At 57.8% G+C, this 16594-nt stretch carries 15 protein-coding genes; 12 read left to right on the top strand and 3 right to left on the bottom strand.

The genetic code is table 11. The features are described from left to right. Nucleotides 1-3 precede the first annotated feature (3 nt). The 3 genes from K2F33_RS12990 (at nt 4) to K2F33_RS13000 (ending at nt 2926) form a co-directional block, all read left to right on the top strand. Nucleotides 4-1086, top strand: coding sequence for an ABC transporter ATP-binding protein (locus K2F33_RS12990; RefSeq protein WP_263881923.1), 1083 nt, complete (start codon nt 4-6; stop codon nt 1084-1086). A gap of 1 nt (nt 1087) precedes the next feature. Further along, on the top strand, nt 1088-1960 hold the full coding sequence (locus K2F33_RS12995; RefSeq protein ID WP_089548644.1) for a carbohydrate ABC transporter permease: 873 nt from the start codon (nt 1088-1090) through the stop codon (nt 1958-1960). Between the two features lie 105 nt (nt 1961-2065). After that, nucleotides 2066-2926, top strand: a complete 861-nt coding sequence (locus K2F33_RS13000) for a carbohydrate ABC transporter permease (RefSeq protein WP_084204199.1) — start codon at nt 2066-2068, stop codon at nt 2924-2926. A 210-nt stretch (nt 2927-3136) separates the two neighbouring features. Here the strand turns inward: K2F33_RS13000 and K2F33_RS13005 are convergent, their stop codons facing one another. Next, on the bottom strand, nt 3137-3763 hold the full coding sequence (locus K2F33_RS13005) for a DUF3298 and DUF4163 domain-containing protein (RefSeq protein WP_263881924.1): 627 nt from the start codon (nt 3761-3763) through the stop codon (nt 3137-3139). 271 nt (nt 3764-4034) lie between these two features. Here K2F33_RS13005 and K2F33_RS13010 point away from each other — a divergent pair, with 271 nt between their 5' ends. Beyond that, the gene (locus tag K2F33_RS13010) at nt 4035-5597 is read left to right on the top strand and encodes a sigma-70 family RNA polymerase sigma factor (protein ID WP_263881925.1); all 1563 of its coding nucleotides are present in this window, start codon (nt 4035-4037) and stop codon (nt 5595-5597) included. Nucleotides 5598-5734: 137 nt separating this feature from the next. Here K2F33_RS13010 and K2F33_RS13015 read toward each other — a convergent pair whose 3' ends face one another. Continuing rightward, a complete protein-coding gene (locus K2F33_RS13015) occupies nt 5735-5866 on the bottom strand; it encodes a hypothetical protein (RefSeq protein ID WP_263881926.1) in 132 nt (43 codons plus the stop codon). A gap of 38 nt (nt 5867-5904) precedes the next feature. After that, on the bottom strand, nt 5905-6339 hold the full coding sequence (locus K2F33_RS13020; RefSeq protein ID WP_263881927.1) for a hypothetical protein: 435 nt from the start codon (nt 6337-6339) through the stop codon (nt 5905-5907). A 206-nt stretch (nt 6340-6545) separates the two neighbouring features. On the opposite strand from K2F33_RS13020, the gene K2F33_RS13025 reads away from it, so the two are divergent. The 8 genes from K2F33_RS13025 (at nt 6546) to K2F33_RS13060 (ending at nt 16586) form a co-directional block, all read left to right on the top strand. Further along, nucleotides 6546-7328, top strand: coding sequence for a helix-turn-helix transcriptional regulator (locus tag K2F33_RS13025; protein ID WP_263881928.1), 783 nt, complete (start codon nt 6546-6548; stop codon nt 7326-7328). 133 nt (nt 7329-7461) lie between these two features. Next, nucleotides 7462-8358, top strand: coding sequence for a phytanoyl-CoA dioxygenase family protein (locus tag K2F33_RS13030; protein WP_263881929.1), 897 nt, complete (start codon nt 7462-7464; stop codon nt 8356-8358). A 183-nt stretch (nt 8359-8541) separates the two neighbouring features. Beyond that, nucleotides 8542-10251: an amylo-alpha-1,6-glucosidase gene (locus tag K2F33_RS13035; protein WP_263881930.1), complete on the top strand. Its 1710-nt coding sequence runs from the start codon at nt 8542-8544 to the stop codon at nt 10249-10251. 215 nt (nt 10252-10466) lie between these two features. Beyond that, nucleotides 10467-12230, top strand: a complete 1764-nt coding sequence (locus K2F33_RS13040) for a cache domain-containing sensor histidine kinase (RefSeq protein WP_263881931.1) — start codon at nt 10467-10469, stop codon at nt 12228-12230. Further along, the gene (locus K2F33_RS13045; protein ID WP_263881932.1) at nt 12190-13365 is read left to right on the top strand and encodes a response regulator transcription factor; all 1176 of its coding nucleotides are present in this window, start codon (nt 12190-12192) and stop codon (nt 13363-13365) included. The genes K2F33_RS13040 and K2F33_RS13045 overlap by 41 nt, the downstream gene beginning before the upstream one ends. Before the next feature lie 131 nt (nt 13366-13496). Continuing rightward, the gene (locus K2F33_RS13050; RefSeq protein WP_076175655.1) at nt 13497-14762 is read left to right on the top strand and encodes an ABC transporter substrate-binding protein; all 1266 of its coding nucleotides are present in this window, start codon (nt 13497-13499) and stop codon (nt 14760-14762) included. Nucleotides 14763-14787: 25 nt separating this feature from the next. Beyond that, a complete protein-coding gene (locus tag K2F33_RS13055) occupies nt 14788-15777 on the top strand; it encodes a carbohydrate ABC transporter permease (RefSeq protein ID WP_076175657.1) in 990 nt (329 codons plus the stop codon). Further along, nucleotides 15774-16586, top strand: coding sequence for a carbohydrate ABC transporter permease (locus tag K2F33_RS13060; protein ID WP_076175659.1), 813 nt, complete (start codon nt 15774-15776; stop codon nt 16584-16586). The genes K2F33_RS13055 and K2F33_RS13060 overlap by 4 nt, the downstream gene beginning before the upstream one ends. The last annotated feature ends 8 nt before the right edge of the window (nt 16587-16594 follow it).

The following is a 16594-nucleotide window of genomic DNA, read 5'->3' on the forward strand; positions in this document are numbered from 1 at the left end:
GGCATGGCCCAAATCGAGCTGATCGGCATTTGCAAGAAATACAAGGAAGAAACCGTAATTCAGGACCTTAACCTGACGATCCGGGACGGTTCGTTTACCGTCCTGGTCGGGCCGTCCGGCTGCGGCAAATCGACGACGCTGCGCATGGTGGCCGGTCTGGAAAGACAGACCGCAGGAGATATTCTCATCGACGGCCAGCGCGTGAACGACACGCCGCCCGGCCTGCGGGACGTGGCGATGGTGTTCCAGAATTACGCGCTGTACCCGACCATGACGGTCCGGGGCAATATCGAGTTCGGTCTCAAGAACCGCGGCGTCTCCCGCAAGGAGCGGGAGCGCCTGGTCTCCGACATTTCGGAAATCGTCGGACTTGGGCCATACCTCGACAAGAAGCCGCAGAATCTCTCCGGCGGCCAGCGCCAGCGCGTGGCGCTCGCCCGGGCGATGGTGAAGCAGCCGAAGGTGTTTATCCTTGACGAACCGCTGTCCAACCTGGACGCGAAGCTGCGGAACCAGATGCGGACGGAGCTGATCCAGCTGCACGAACGCCTTGGCACGACCTTCGTCTACGTGACGCATGATCAGGTCGAAGCCATGTCCATGGGCGACGAGATCGTCGTCATGAACGAAGGGGCGGTCCAGCAGGCGGACTCGCCGATGAAGCTGTACGAGCAGCCTGCCAACCTGTTCACCGCCCAGTTTATCGGCACGCCGGCGATGAACATCATGAAGGTCGGCGACATCAAGGGGCTGCGCGTCCAGCCCGAGTCCGGAGCCTACCATGTTGGTTTCCGACCGGAGCATGCACAGATCAATCCGGACGCCCCGGTGGAAGGGCTTGTGCTCGAAGGAGACATCTTGACGCGGGAGAGCCTGGGGGCGGAGCATATCTATCAGATCCGTTCCAAGGCGGGCGTGTTCTTTGTCAAAACATTTCTGAAGCCGCTGGTGACGGCGGAGCGCGTAAGCATCGCCGTACCGAACGGGCATCTCTATTATTTCAGCCTCAACGGCAGCCGGGTGCAGACAGCGGGAGCGGCGAATGAGAAGACCTCCTCGCGGCAGCTGATAGCGGGAGGGGTGTAGCATGACCGTCTGGGAACGGCTGCGCCCGTACAGCATGGTCGCGCCGGCAATTGTCGTCTTTGCCATGTTTTTTATCTACCCGATTTTTTACATGATGTACTTAAGCCTGTTCGACTGGAACTTCGTCAGCCCGACAAAAACGTTCGTCGGCATCCAGAACTTCGTCGATCTGCTGTCGGAGCCCGATTTTCGCCAGGTGCTGTCGAACACGACCCTTTATACGGTGCTGACGGTTACGCTGACGACCGGACTCTCCCTGTTCATGGCGATCTGGCTGAACCGCAGCGGCTTCTTCTACGGCCTGGTGCAGGGGGCGATCTTCAGCCCCCATATCATCTCGCTCGTATCGATTTCGCTCTTGTGGAGCTGGCTGATGGACCCCGAATACGGGCTCTTGAACTGGGTGATCGGCCTGTTCGGCTTCGGCAAGCTGGAATGGCTGTCCCATCCGAGCACCTCGCTGATCTCCCTGGTGATCGTGGCCGTGTGGAAAGGGCTCGGCTATAACACGCTCGTGTTTATCGCGGGGCTGCAGAGCATCCCGCAGGATATATACGAAGCGGCTTCCCTGGACCGCTCCAGGCCGTGGACGACGTTCACGCGGCTGATTCTGCCGATGCTGTCGCCGACGATCTTTTTCCTCGTCATCATCAATTTGATCGGGTCGTTCCAGGTGTTCGAGACGATCGCAATCATGACGCAGGGCGGTCCGGTCAACTCGACCAATACGCTGGTGTATTACATCTACGAGGCCGGCTTCCGCTTCTTCAAAATCGGGTATGCCTCGGCGGCCGGCGTGATCCTGCTGTTCATCGTCGGCATCCTGACCATCGTCTATTTCAGGCTGCTGTCCAGCCGCGTTCATTACCGTTAACCGGTAACAACTTCTGCTTCTATGATCTTAAAAAAGGGGGAAAACCGAGTGGAACCCGCAAACCGTGCCTTTGACGGGCATACCGTCGCCGTTCCCGGAGGACGCATGCTGGAAACACCGGGCAGACCTGCCCTTCTGCGCTCCGCGGCCGTCCTGCTGCTGAAGGCGCTGAATGTGGCGGCGCTGCTGCTGCTGGTCCTCATCTTTGCCATGCCGTTTGTCTGGATGCTCTCGACATCCCTCAAAACACTGCCGGAGACGATGATCTTCCCGCCGGAATGGATTCCCCGGAATCCGGTATGGAGCAATTACGCCTCCGCGTGGCAAACCGGGCCGTTCCTGCATTACATCACGAACAGCGCCGTCATTTCGGTGAGCATTTTGCTGCTGCAGATGCTGACGATCATTCCGGCTGCGTACGCATTTGCCAGATACCGGTTTGTCGGCTCCGGCTTTTTGTTCAGCCTGGTCATGGTGACGCTCATGATCCCGACCCAGCTCATCTTTCTGCCGGTATATTTGGAGCTGAGCGCCTTCAAGCTGCTGAACACCCATCTCGGGCTGATCCTCCCGTTCGCGTCCAGCGCGTTCGGCATCTTCCTGCTCCGGCAGGCGTTCCGGCAGATCCCGGAGGAGCTGGTGGAAGCTTCCCGCCTGGATCAGGCCAAGGAATGGAAAATCATCGTCCGCATCATGGTGCCTATGGTGAAGCCGGTGCTTGTGACGTTTGCCCTGTTCAGCTTCATCGCGCACTGGAACGATTATTTCTGGCCGCTCGTCATGACGACGAACGAAACCGCGCGGACGCTGCCGATAGGAATCGCCAAAATCCGCGAGGTTGAGGGCGGCGGCACCTGGAACATCCTGATGGCCGGCAACGTCATTTTGGTCGCGCCGATTCTGGCCGCCTTTTTCCTGGCGCAAAAGCATATCATCAAAGCGTTTGTGTACAACGGTGTCAAGTAAGAGGTATGCTGTGTGCCACGTGTACCACGTGTACCACAGTGACCATGTTCGCAGGCTTACGTGTATAAGAGCTGCTCCTTCGTCTCTCAGACGATATGGATGCAGCTCTTTGCTTTTTTTGGAGTTATCCAGTCTATAGATAGGGGTGACTTTAGGCTGCGAAAATGGATCACGGCCGGCCGCTCAGCTCCTGTCACCTGGGGCGCCGCTTTACACGACGTCTGCGGCAAGTGTTGTAAGCGGGCCGTCTTCGGCGGCGATGTCCTGCAGATCATAGACCGAAATCGGGAACATCGGAATACCGACATAATAGGGTGTGATCGCGTACAATGGGTAAAAGAGCACCAACGCCTTGTCGGCGAGGTAGAATTCCTGGTTAGGCGCGACCGTGATGCTCCCCGCATCCAGTACCGGAAGATTCCGCTCCTGCACCTGCTTCTTGACGGCGGCGGTCAGGACCGCTTGGTAAGGGGAGCCCGGTTTGAACAGGCTGGACAAGGTATAGGTGTTCCCCGTTTGCTTGGAAAAGGTCAATCCCTTGGCGATCGTGTATCCATGCGCCATCGGTGTGGAATAGGTGTAATTGCTCAGCACGAGGCTGAGAATGCCGCGCTCGTTCGTTTTGATCTCGAAATTTCCGGTCGTTTCCGGCTGACTTCCCGTCTGGACCGCCTGCTGGGCGCGCTGCATGTCCTGGATCGTACGGATGATCGTGTGGTTGATTTTGTTTTCGGCCGTTTTGTCGGCGAGCCCGGTTACCTGCGGATAGTGGATCACCGTGCCGGGGGCCGTAAAGGTGACGGTATGGATGGTGACCGGCGGTACGTATTGAGGCATGCGGTTCGCTCCAATCGTTGAATGGTATACACCAGCCTATTCCGGGCCTGGGCGTTCGGTGACGGGAATGGAGCACGGGAGCTTACTTCCACCTGAGGTCAGCCGATCTAATCGATATAATGTAAATACGAGAGCAGCAGTCACGCCGCGTTAAGGCGATTTGTCTGAAAAGGCTCAGCATATTTAAAAAATATTCCGAGGCTCATGTAACCTTACGGATCTGATATTGCACTATAGGGTTGAAACCATGATCAAAGGGAGGAGAGTGGGTGTGCGGCAGATCATTGAACAAGCCCGGCAGGGAGACGGGGATGCGCTAAACCGTCTCTTCCGGCAGTATTATGCGATGGCGCATACGGCCGCATACGGAAAGCTGCAGGATCACGATTTGGCGGAGGAAGCGGTGCAGGAGGCGTTTGCGGAAGCATTCGTCCACCTTAGCCGGCTGCAGCAGGCAGACGCCTTTCCGGGGTGGCTGCGGACGATTGTGCATCGCCAGTGTTATCGCTTGATTCGCAGAAAGCCGCAGACTTCCGCGCTGGAGGAAGGGGAAGTGACTGCACCCGACCAGCCGGATATCGGAGAGGTCGTGGCGCGGCAGGAGCTGTACCGGATGCTTCACGATTCGGTCCAGGCCTTATCGCCCGGCATGCGGGAGGCGGTCCAGCTGTTTTATTTTCACGGCTATAGTCTGCAGGAAATTTCGGAGTTTGCGGGAACGCCGGTGACGACGCTGAAAAAGCGGCTGTTCGACGCACGCCGCAAGCTGAAGGGCTCGCTGCCGGTCGCTGATTTCGCGCATGTATTCAAGCATTTACACGAAGGAGGAAAACGCGTGCTGCATATTGTTAACGGCGATACGGTCGCCGAGACGCTCAAGCAGGGAGTCGTTCAGGGGGATATCCTCGTATGGCGCGAGGTATATTCGGAAGGCCCGGTGTTTCTGGAGCCGGCGGAATCGGAGAGCCGTGCGGTCCGCGCGGGATACCTTGAGAAAGACATGGGCATCCCGGCTGATGAATATATCCGGAACTGCGAAGAGCAGGAGCAAAAACTGGCCGGATTCCGGCAGTATGACGAAATCGTGCTGTGGTTCGAGCATGACCTGTTTGACCAAACGATGCTGTCTTATCTGCTGCACTGGTTTGGACGGCAGTCCCTTGGCGGGACGAAGCTGAATCTGCTCTGTATCGGAGATTATCCGGGAGTCGGCCTGTTCCGTGGACTCGGTCAGTTAACGGCCAGCCAGCTGAAGACATTGTCCGGAACGTGGCATCATATCGGAGCGGAAGAGCTGAAGCTGGGCAGCAGGGTTTGGGAGGCATACACCTCACCTGATCCGATGAAGCTCCAGCAGCTATTGGAGGAGGATACCTCGGCGCTTCCGTTCGTGCGGGAGGCATTTGAGCTGCATCTGTCCCGTTATCCTTCCGTTTATAACGGACTGGGGATCGTGGAGCAGATGACTTTGGAAAAGGTAAGCGAAGGGATTCACTCGCCACTGGACCTGTTCAGGCAGATCGGCGACCGGCTGCACGGGTTGGGCATGGGCGACCTGCAGTACTGGGATGTTCTGCGCAGCCTGTGTCAGGGCCCAAGTCCGCTGCTGACGCTGGAGGGGGCGGAAGCTTTTCCCGGCTATGCGGGACCTTCTCCGTCTTTTCGGGACAGCAAGGTCCAGATCACGGAATGGGGGACCCGGGTTTTACGCGGTGAGGATTACCTGGAACGGTGCGGTATAGACCGGTGGTACGGAGGCGTTCATTTGCGCGGTGACCAGCCTGTGTGGCGTTGGGATCAGGATCGGAGAAGGCTGGTGGAATGCAGTGAGTAGGAACGGCCATCGGAGGCAGACGCCGTATTACCGGCCATAGGTTCAGATCATGACGAAGAAGCAGGCATTTTGCCTGCTTCTTTGTTTCGGTTCTTTCTAGAGCCTGACCCTTTCCTTTGTTGCTCATCCACAGCGGCTTACTCGAAACGAACCTCCTGATCCAGAAAGATCTCCTTGCGGCTAAAATCCATAGGCTCCTCAAACGGGATCAGCGCAAAGTGAACGGTGTCCAGCTGCTCCGGCAGGCGCGGTTCGACGAGAAAGGACATGGAGCTGATTCCACCACCACCGCGGGAACCGTTGCGCCCTACACTGTATTCCTTATCTTGGCTAGTAACATCGAGCTGAAGAAGAGGGCGGAAATCCGTGAAATCATCCGCATCCTCCAGCTGTTTAATCTCGATATGTACAATACTGCCATGCTCATCGCATGGGTGATCCTGTATTGGTACCCTTCCTGCACGGTCGTTTTCATAATCTGCAGGATGCCCTGCAGCTCGCCGGGACCGTCGGAGCGTGGGCGGTGAAACCCTCCGTTAATCGAATGAAACAGCCAGTTTAAATAGGGAGGCTTCAAGCCGAATTTCTCTTCAAACTCCTTCATCACTTCCTTAGGCGGAAAACACCGGCGTCCTTTCGCGAGGGCTTTCCGGTGGTTGAGCAGCTCAATCAGCTGTGTATCGACCGCATGGATTTCCTCATCGTAATCATTGGGCACCGCCCGCAGTTCCGACCATCCCATAATCCAGTTCCTCCCTTATTGTCAATATACCATTAAAACATAAGTTTTCCTGATTATACCATAGGCTGAAATCCGAGAATGAAAAAGTATGGACAAGCAATGAGGCTTGGGACTGTAGCTCCTCTCCGCGATTGATGTATAGTGAACATAACATCATCAAGCGCTTGGCTTGGCCCAAGCTGGCGGACAAGGAGGATGAAGCGATTTTGCCTGAAATTAGATGTTTTATCGGAACCCACGACAAGGACTGGGAGGACGAGCGGCAGTGGAGCCATCCCGATTTGGAAATCACCGTCGTGTTGGAAGGAAGCGGGCGCTTTGTTCATGAACAGGAGGAAAGGCGGGTCGAAGCAGGGCATGTCGCGTTGATCCCGTCCCTGGCTGCGCATTCTTTCCATGCAATGACCCCGATCCGGTTCGGGGTTGTGCTCGTTGACGGACTGCCGACACATGTACGTGAGCTGTTCGAACGGCTGATTGTCCTTGGCAAACCGCGCCTCATTGCCTTATCCCGTCTCGACCAGGACCGCTATGAGCGGCTGTTCCGGGAATGGCTGAGGAGCCGTTCGTCTACGCTGAAAGAGCCGGTCCGAAATGATTTGGCCTGGATCGAAATTCTGCTGCTGTTTTTAAACGAGCATTCCCACCCGGACCAGCAGTCGTTCACGGTATCGCATACAGGCGATTATATCCGCCGGCATCTTCAAGAACCTATCGTCATCGGCAGCCTCGCGGAGATGGCCGGCCTGTCGGAGGAAGGCTTCCGCAAACGGTTCTTCAAAACCTACGGCATGACGCCCAAGCAGTATCAGCAGATGTGCCGCCTGGAAGAAGCCAAGTGGCTGCTCAGCTCGACGGACAAGGATATGCAGGCGATAGCCGATCAGATCGGGTTTGCTCAGCTGCACTCGTTTTCGCTGTGGTTCAAAAAGACCGAAGGCTGTCCTCCGTCAGAGTGGAGAACGAGGCAGCGCCGCGACCATCATTGAGGCATCCGGTCCGGTTTTGCGTAAATTGTGGCGGGTTTCGATTAACGACTTTCTCCTGAAGCAGGGGCTATGATGAGGGGGAATCTCCCGCTTCCGGCAGGAACGCGGTGATACCTTGAAAGGAGAGAGCGGCATGAACGTGACGATCGGAACGAGGGAGCTTGTGATGGGAAGCCGGTATTTGACCGAGCTGCGCAGCAGCAACGATATATTGGAGGACACGGAAGCGCTGAGATTGCGTCTGGCGGAGGAGGGATACCTGCTGATCCGCGGATTTCATGACCGCGGGCGGGTGCTGTCCGCAAGGGAGGATTTTTTACGCAGACTCCAGGCCATGGGCAGGTTGGAGCCGGGGACTCCGCTGGACGAAGGGCGCATTTCCCGAGACAACCGCAGCATGATGTGGGGCGGCGGCGCGGAAGAGCTGCAGGCGGACTTCCCCCGATTTTTGGATGTGGTGAACCATCCTTCGGTCTTGGATTTTTTTGACCGTCTGCTTGGCGGCAAATCGATGACATACGACTATAAATGGCCGCGGGCCGTGGCCCATGGCGGGAATACCGGCGCGCATTACGACGTCGTGTATATGGGAAGGGGCACCAAAAACGTATATACGATGTGGACCCCTTTCGGAGACACGCCGCTTGAGCTCGGAACGTTGGCTATGTGCCTGGGCTCCCAGCATTTTAGCAAAATTAGGCAAACGTACGGCGAAATGGATGTGGACCGGGATAATGTCGCGACAGGCTGGTTTTCCGAAGACCCGGTGGAGATCGTCGATACGTTTGGGGGACGATGGGCCACAACGTCTTTCGAAGCGGGCGATGCCATTATTTTTGGCATGTACATGATGCATACTTCGCTTAACAACACGACGGACCGCTACCGGATCAGCTCAGATACCCGCTATCAGCTCGCATCGGAGCCGGTCGATGAGAGATGGGTGGGCCGCAAGCCGAAGGGGCATTACGCATGGGGCAAAACGACGCCCAAGCCGGTCGCCGATGCCCGCAAGGAATGGGGCGTATGAGGAAGGCAAATTGCCGAATCTAACAATCGCACCCCCTCCCACCTGACAAAAAGACACGATTGCCCGGAAAATAAAGCCGTCCCCAACAAATGTGCAGGTACATGGAAACACCTGGCCGTTTCCCTTCCAGGCGCCGCAGTTTACAATGAAAGCGTTATATTCCTGGATAAAAGGAGAACAGCCATGAACTTTGACCTGAACGTAGTACCCTTCAGCCGCAGAGAGACGTTTTTGGCGGTATCGCTGCTGCCTGAGGGTAAAAATAGACCGGCCGGCCTGTACCTGCGCACCGTCCGGGGCGGGGACGACAAGTTCGGGGAGGCGTTCCGGATCGAGCTGCTGGATGACGCCGGTGAGCTTTTGCCGTTCACGGCCGAAGCCAATCCCGCGAGCGTGAAGCTGGCTGCCCTCGACAGCGGTAGTTATGCAGAGCTGTGCATATCGGACAGCCGCACCGCGCGCTTCCGGACCAGAGGATGCGGCATCCGGCTGACCTTTCAGCCGGCGGCTTACGATTATGCCTACGAGGCGGTGCCCGGCAGCTGGGAAGTGAACAGCTTTACGCACGAATGCCGGTTTATGCTGACCCGCCTTGCAGGCTGCATGAAGATGGAAGTGATATGGGATAAGATCAAGAGCTCGCGCATCGTGGCTGAGTTCAGGCCCGACGGTGCCGCGGGCACGGCTGAATTCGCTATTGAAGAGTTCCGTACGGTGTGGAAGGCGCGGCCGGCCTGGGAGCCCTTTGAGGCGGCGGTGAAGGAAGCCGAGGCCGAATTTGCGGCCTGGCTGGATCACAGCCTTACGGTCCCGGCGCACTGGCAGGAAGGGTGGGAGCTGGCGGCTTACATTACGTGGTCGTGCCTCGTTCCGGCCGAAGGCTGCCTGACGCGCCCAGCGATGTACATGTCGAAGAACTGGATGACGAATATATGGAGCTGGGACCACTGCTTTAACGCCATGGCGCTGGTGCGCCACGATCCGAAGCTGGCGTGGGACCAGTTCATGATCTTTTTTGACCGGCAGGATGAGAGCGGGCTGCTTCCCGATTTTATCAACGACAAGTACGAGCTGTGGAACTGCAACAAGCCGCCGATCCACGGCTGGACGCTCGGCTGGATGATGCGCCGGACCGATTGGATCGGCGAAGCGCAGCTTCGGGAAGTATACGGGCCGCTGTCCAAATGGACGGATTGGTGGTTCCGGTACCGGGACGGCGACGGCGACGGCATTCCCCAGTACAATCACGGCAACGATTCCGGATGGGACAACAGCACGGCGTTCAATAACGGCATTCCGGTGGAAAGCCCGGATCTGTCGGCCTTTCTGATTCTGCAGGCGGAGCTTCTGGCCGAGATTGCCGGGCTGTTGGGGAAGGCGGAGGAAGCGGCGCGGTGGCGCCGGCTTGCCGGGGATACGCTGGACGCGATGCTAAGCCATTTCTGGAAAGACGGCCGGTTCACGGCATGCCGGTCAGGGACGCATGAGCGCTCGCAAGGCGACAGCCTGCTGCTGTTCGTGCCGATCCTGCTCGGTAACCGGCTGCCGGAAGAGATACGGACCGCGCTGCTGCAGGGGCTGCGGGAAGAGGGCCGTTTCCTCACCGGCAACGGCTGGGCGACCGAAAGCGTCCGCAGCCCGTATTACCAGCCCGACGGCTACTGGCGCGGGCCGATCTGGGCGCCGTCGACCATGCTGCTCGTGGAAGGCGCCGCGGCGGCAGGGGATACGGAGCTCGCCAGAGAGGTGGCGCAGCGGTTCTGCCGCATGCTGAACAAGAGCGGCATGGCGGAGAACTTCGACGCGCTGACGGGGGAAGGGCTGCGGGACCGGGCTTTTACCTGGACGTCGAGCGTATTTTTGATCCTCGGGCACGAATACGGGGAACTTTAGCGGGATCATGCACTTCTTCGGAAGGGACTTTTTGGAAAAGTCCTCCGGGGAGGTGCTTTTCCCGTTTAACGAAAGGTGCTTCACTTCCGCAAACAAGGCACTTGGCCACGGATTTCTTGTAAGCGGTAACAATTGAGCGGCGAAAGGGCTCCGTCCCCTGTCCGTCCATGCTAGAATGCAGATAGACGACTACCGTGAAGAGGAGGGGATCCGCCATGAATATCCGCCGGCACGGACCGCTGCGGCGCTGGCTTCCGGCAGGAGCTTACCGCAGCATCCGGACCAAACTGCTCGTATGCTTTCTGATTGTGACGCTGATCCCGCTGCTCTCGCTCGGGGCGCTTTCTTACTACCAGTCCGCCAGGACGGTCAACTCCCAGTTCGGCCGTTACGGCGAGAACGCGGTGGCCCAGCTGCAGCAGCAGTCGGACTCCATGCTGGTCCGCATGAAGCAGATGAGCCAGACGATCTACTCGTATTTGCTGGATCCCGCCCATGCGGACCTCGGGAGCGATCCGCCGGTCACCTACGGCGAAATCATGGAGAAGAACGACTTCGAATCCGTCCTGAGGTCGCTGGCTAACGACCAGACGGCCGGGATTTATATTATTACGCCATCCGGTTATTACTACGGCGAAAATAACCTCGACGTCGGCAAGCTCTCCGGCATTCCGGCCTGGAAGAGCATGCCCGACACGAATAGCGGCCCTTATTGGCTGGGCTTCTATACGCAGAACCATGCGATATCCGCCTCGGAGCAAGCCGGTCCGGCAGTGCTGGGACTGGCCGTGCCGATCCGGAACCCGGGCGGCGCCCAGGACGGCAGCACGATCCTGATTGAGGAGGATGCACGGGAGCTGCTGCGCATGTTCCGTCAGTTCGAGGAGGACACGAAGGCGCATCTTTCGATCCAGGCGCCGGACGGCCGGACCGTCTACGAAAGCACGGAATCCTTTACGCCGAGAGATAACGATATCATCTGGGACAAGACACTGTCCGTCAATCATTGGAAGATCGAGGCAAGGCTGCCTGCCAAGGCGTTTTACCAGTCATCGGGAGTCATCCGGTCGAACACGGTCATCGTGGCGGTTTGGTCCTGCCTGCTCGCTTTCGGGCTGGCCTATCTGTTTACGTCCCGGTTTACGGGGCGCATCCGTTCCCTGAAGGAGTCGATGCAAAAGGTCAGCTTCGGCAAGCTGGACACGCGGGTTCCGGTCGAAGGACGGGACGAGCTCGGGAGCCTGGATATCAGCTTCAACCGGATGGTCAGCGGCGTGCAGTCGCTCGTCCAGGAAGTGGAGCGAAGCGAGCGCCTCAAGAAGGAGGCGGAGCTGAAGGCGTTTCATTACCAGATCAATCCGCATCTGCTCTTCAATACGCTGAACTCGATCCAGTGGAAGGCCAGGCTGGAAGGGGCGGAGGAGATCCGCCGAATGCTGTATCACCTGACGATGGTGCTGGAAGGCAACCTCGATATATCGCAGGAGCTCGTTACGCTGGAGCGGGAGCTGCGGATGATCGGGCATTTTTTGAAAATCCAGGAAATCCGCTATGGAGCCGTATTCCAGTATAAGCTGGACTGCGAGGAAGATCTGAAACGGTTTGTCATCCCGCGGATGACGCTGCAGCCGCTGTTTGAGAACATCTTTTTCCACGGCTTTACTGACGGGGTCGGGGTCATTGAGCTGCGTGTCCGGGAGCAGGGGGAGGAGCTGCTGCTGGAACTAAAAGACAACGGGGCCGGCATCAGCGAAGAGAAGCTTGCGCGGCTGTTCGCTCCGAATCCCGAGACCCGCGGCCGCGGCGGTCTCGGCGTAAGAAACGCGGACCAGAAATTCAAGCTGCATTTCGGCCCGCGGTACGGACTTACGGTACGTTCAATCAAAGGAGAGGGAACATCGATACTGATTCGCTGGCCCAAAAAGGAGGAGCATCCGGATGAAGAACGCAAACAACCTGAAAGTGCTGATTGCCGATGACGAGAGCATCGTTCGCAAAGGCCTGAGATCGACGGTGCCCTGGGAGCGGTTCGGTATGGAGGTCGTGGCCGACGCGCCCAACGGGGCGAAGGCGTGGGAAGCCTTCAAGGAGCACCGCCCGGACATCGTCATTACCGATATCGTGATGCCGGAGATGGACGGCATCGAGCTGCTGCGCAGGGTCAAGGAGGCCGAGGAACGGACGAAAATCATCCTGCTCAGCTGCCACCGGGATTTTGAATACGCGCAGCAGGGCATCCAGCTGGGGGCTTCGGGATACCTTCTGAAAACCGCGTTTGAGGACGAAGAGCTGGAAGGGCTGCTGGAGAAGCTGCGGCGGGAGCTACAGCGGCGTCCGTCCCCGGCACCGTTAGACGAGGAGAAGCTGGAGGCGCTCCTGTTCGGCTGGCTCAGCGGCAGCAGCGGCAGATTTCCCGCCGAGCTGGAGCGGCTTCGCGCGGAGGCGTGGCGTTTTGGCGGCCAGGACGTGCATGTGTACCTTGTCCGGACGGAGGGCTGGGGCATGCCGTGGGCCGAATGGCTGAAGATGAAACAGCATGGCACGGGAAATGAAGCGGCCATCCCCTATGGCGGCGACGCCTGTTATTGGATCGTGCCGGAAGGGCTTCAGGAGGCGGCCAACAGCCTGCTGATCGAAGCCAAGGGCAGCCATGGACGGTTGAAGTGGTCCGCCAAGGGCCCCTTGGGCACCAGCAGCGGCATCGCGGAAGCGTTCCGCTCCCTGCATAAGGAGGCCGAGCTGGAACGGGCGTACGGCGTATCCGGCGGGGACTGGCCCGAGCCGATCCAAAAGGCGGTGCGCATGCTTCATGAGCAGCCCGGTTCCGACTGGTCGGCGAGCGAGCTGGCGGAAGAGGTCGGGCTCAGCCGAAGCCATTTTTCCATTCTGTTCAAAAAGACGGTCGGCGACAGCTTTATCGCGTTCCAATACAAGCGCAAGCTCCGGCTGGCCAAGGGACTGCTGCGGGATACGGACCTGACGATGCAGGATATCGCCGAGCGGACGGGGCTTGGCGACAGCAAGTATTTCAGCAAATGGTTCAAGCGCTGCACGGGTCAGACTCCAAGCCAATACCGGACCGTGCAAAAAGGCGAATCGGACCGGACAGTTTGACACCCCGCCCGAAAGTTCAAACAAAAAGACGCCAAATTGCCGATGATCGCACGTTTTGAACCGCTTTCAAAAGCGTTACGATGAAAGCGGTTCAAAAATGAGATGCCTCATTCGCGAGGGGAGCTGACAATATGAAAAAACAGGTTTCACTTATCGTTCTTGCAGCGGCGCTGATGATGTCACTGTCGGCCTGCGGCGGCAGCGGGGGCAAGGCCGAAACGGCCGGCCAGGGCGGCGGCTCCGGATCGGAGAAGACGCTGCGCTTTGCCACCTGGGATACGGGGGATGCGCTCAAAATTGAGCAGGACATCGCCAAGAAGTTCGAAGAAAGCCATCCGGGCACGAAGGTGCAGGTGGAGGCATACGCGGACGGCTTTGATCAGAAGCTCGCCGCGGGCTTCGGCGCCGCCAATCCGCCCGACGTCATGTACATGTGGGATTTTCCGACGTACCACCAGTCGCTGGAGCCCCTGGACAGCTATGCGGACAAAGACAAGGATTTAAATATTGACGACTTCTACAAGGGCCTGTTCAATTACGGCAAAATCGACGGTACCCTGTACGGCATTCCGGCGGGCTTTACGACGCGGGTGGTGTACTACAACAAGAAGCTGTTTGATGAGGCGGGCGTGCCGTATCCGAAGGACGGCTGGACCTGGCCCGAATTCCAGGAGATGGCCGGCAAGCTGACGGATAAATCCAAGAAGCAGTACGGCTTCGGCGTCCGCGCGGAGAATGACACTTACGATCTGCAGGGGTTCGTATGGAGCAACGGGAGCTCGTTCATTTCTCCTGACGGCAAGACGATCGACGGCTACATGAACAGCAAGGAAACCGCAGAGGCGATCCAGATGTTCGGCGACATGGTGAAGAACGGCTCGGCCGTGCTGACCGGCGGAAAGGGGCAGCAGAGCGGCGACGACATTTTCAAGGCAGGCAAAATCGCCATGTGGGAAAGCGGCATCTGGCCGCTGGAATCGTTCCGTCAGGCAGGTGTCGATGTAGGAACGGTTGAAATGCCGGCCTTCCCGGGCAAACCGGTCAAAGGCGTACTGGCTGAATCGGCGCTGTCGATCGCGAAGGATTCCAAGCAGAAGGATCTGGCCTGGGAGTTCATCAAGTTCTACGTATCCGATGCGTCAATCAAAATGCGGGTTGCCGACCTTCCGGTGCGTCAAAGCGTCGTGACCGAGCTGAAAAAGGACCAGGATCCGCTCTACAAGCCGTACTACACGATGCTGGAGCGTTCGGACAACACCCCGGCGTTCCTGTTGAATCCGAAGTGGAATGAGGTTAACCGGCAGCTTTCCGCCGCGGTGGAATCGGTCATGCACGGCAGCAATGCCCAGGATGTGCTGAACCAGGCCGTAAAGGACAGCGAGCGCTACATGAAATAATACCTGAAGAAAGAAGGTTTTTGAGATGGCTCAAACCTACCTCCACCCGGCACGGGAACAGTCAGCCGCCCTCAAGGCCTTGAAGAAACGCAGACGGGGTGGGGCTGCCCCCTACCTCTTCATTTTTCCGTGGATATTCGGCTTTCTGGTTTTCACGCTGGGACCGCTGCTGTTTTCGCTCGTCATTTCGTTCTTTGACTGGCCGATCGTCGGCAAAGTGACGTTTATCGGGCTTGGCAACTACGTGGAAATGTTCACCGACGATCCGCTGTTCTGGAAATCGCTGATGGTGACGCTGAAATTCGCCGTGCTGTTCGTGCCGCTGAACATCATTGTCGCCCTCGGGCTTGCGATGCTGCTCAACCAGAAGGTTCGGGGCAGCGCGATTTTCCGCACGGCGTTCTACCTCCCGTCCGTTATTTCGGGTGTGGCGCTGGCCATGATCTGGTCCTGGGTATACAGCGGCGATTACGGCATCCTGAACTACTTCCTGTCGATCTTCGGGATTCAGGGGCCGGATTGGCTGAACGACACCAAATGGTCGCTCGTCGCCATGGTCGTCGCCAGCTTATGGGGACAGGGCTCGATGATGCTGATTTTTCTGGCGGGGCTGAAAGGCATCCCGAAGGATCTTTACGAATCGGCCTCCATCGACGGCGCAGGCAAGCTTCGGCAGTTTGTCAGCGTCACGGTTCCGATGATCACCCCCACGATTCTGTTCAACCTGATCACGTCGATTATCGCGGCGTTCCAGCAGCTGACGCTGGCGCTGCTCCTGACGGGCGGGGGACCGATGAAGGCGACGTATTTTTACGCGATGTACATGTATGAGAACGCATTTAAATATTTTAAAATGGGCTACTCCGCCGCCAACGCCTGGTTCATGTTCCTGATCGTGCTGACGCTGACGTTCCTGGTGTTCAAGTCGTCGGAAGCGTGGGTGTTCTACGAAGGCGAAATGAAGCGCGGACCGCAGAAGAAGCCGAAGCCGGCGAAAGGAGGGAGGGTAGGATGAAAAAAACGCTGAGCTATCTTGCGCTGATCCTCTTGTCCCTGCTCTTTATCGCGCCCTTGTTCTGGGCCATTACGACAGCGCTCAAGTCTCCGCAGGAGCTGTACCTGTTTCCGCCCAAATGGATTCCGTCCGTCTTCCGATTCAGCAACTTTGCGGATGCCTGGAATATTCAGCCCTTTAACCTGTTTTTGAAAAACACGCTGATCGTCACCGTGCTCTCCACCCTCGGCCAGCTGGTATCCTGTACGCTTGTGGCCTACGGCTTCGCCCGGTTCGAATTCAAGGGACGCAACCTGCTGTTTCTGATCGTGCTGGCCACGATGATGATTCCGTGGGAAGTGACGATGATCCCGCAGTATATGGAGTTCAATTATTTGGGGTGGATCAACACGCTCAAGCCGCTGATCGTTCCGTCCTGGTTCGGCTCTGCATACTTTATCTTTTTGCTGCGTCAATTCATCATGACATTACCGCGGGAATTAGATGAAGCTGCTACGATCGACGGGGCGGGCAAACTCACCGTACTGATGCGGGTGATCGTGCCTTTGATGGGGCCGTCGCTCATCCTGGTGGCGGTGTTCCAGATGATGAGCTGCTGGAACGATTACCTCGGACCGCTCATTTTTCTGAATGACCAGACCAAATACACGCTGACGCTGGGCTTGTCGCAGTTCAAGGGCATGTACGGCGTCGATATGCAGTCGATTATGGCGATCACCTGCCTGATCTCCATTCCGCCGCTTGCCATCTTTTTCTTTGCACAGCGTTATATCGTCGGCGGCATAGCGAGCACGGGCATCAAAGGCTGACGCCTTTC

The organism is Paenibacillus sp. PSB04 (assembly GCF_025809195.1).
GTDB lineage: Bacteria > Bacillota > Bacilli > Paenibacillales > Paenibacillaceae > Paenibacillus_AQ > Paenibacillus_AQ favisporus.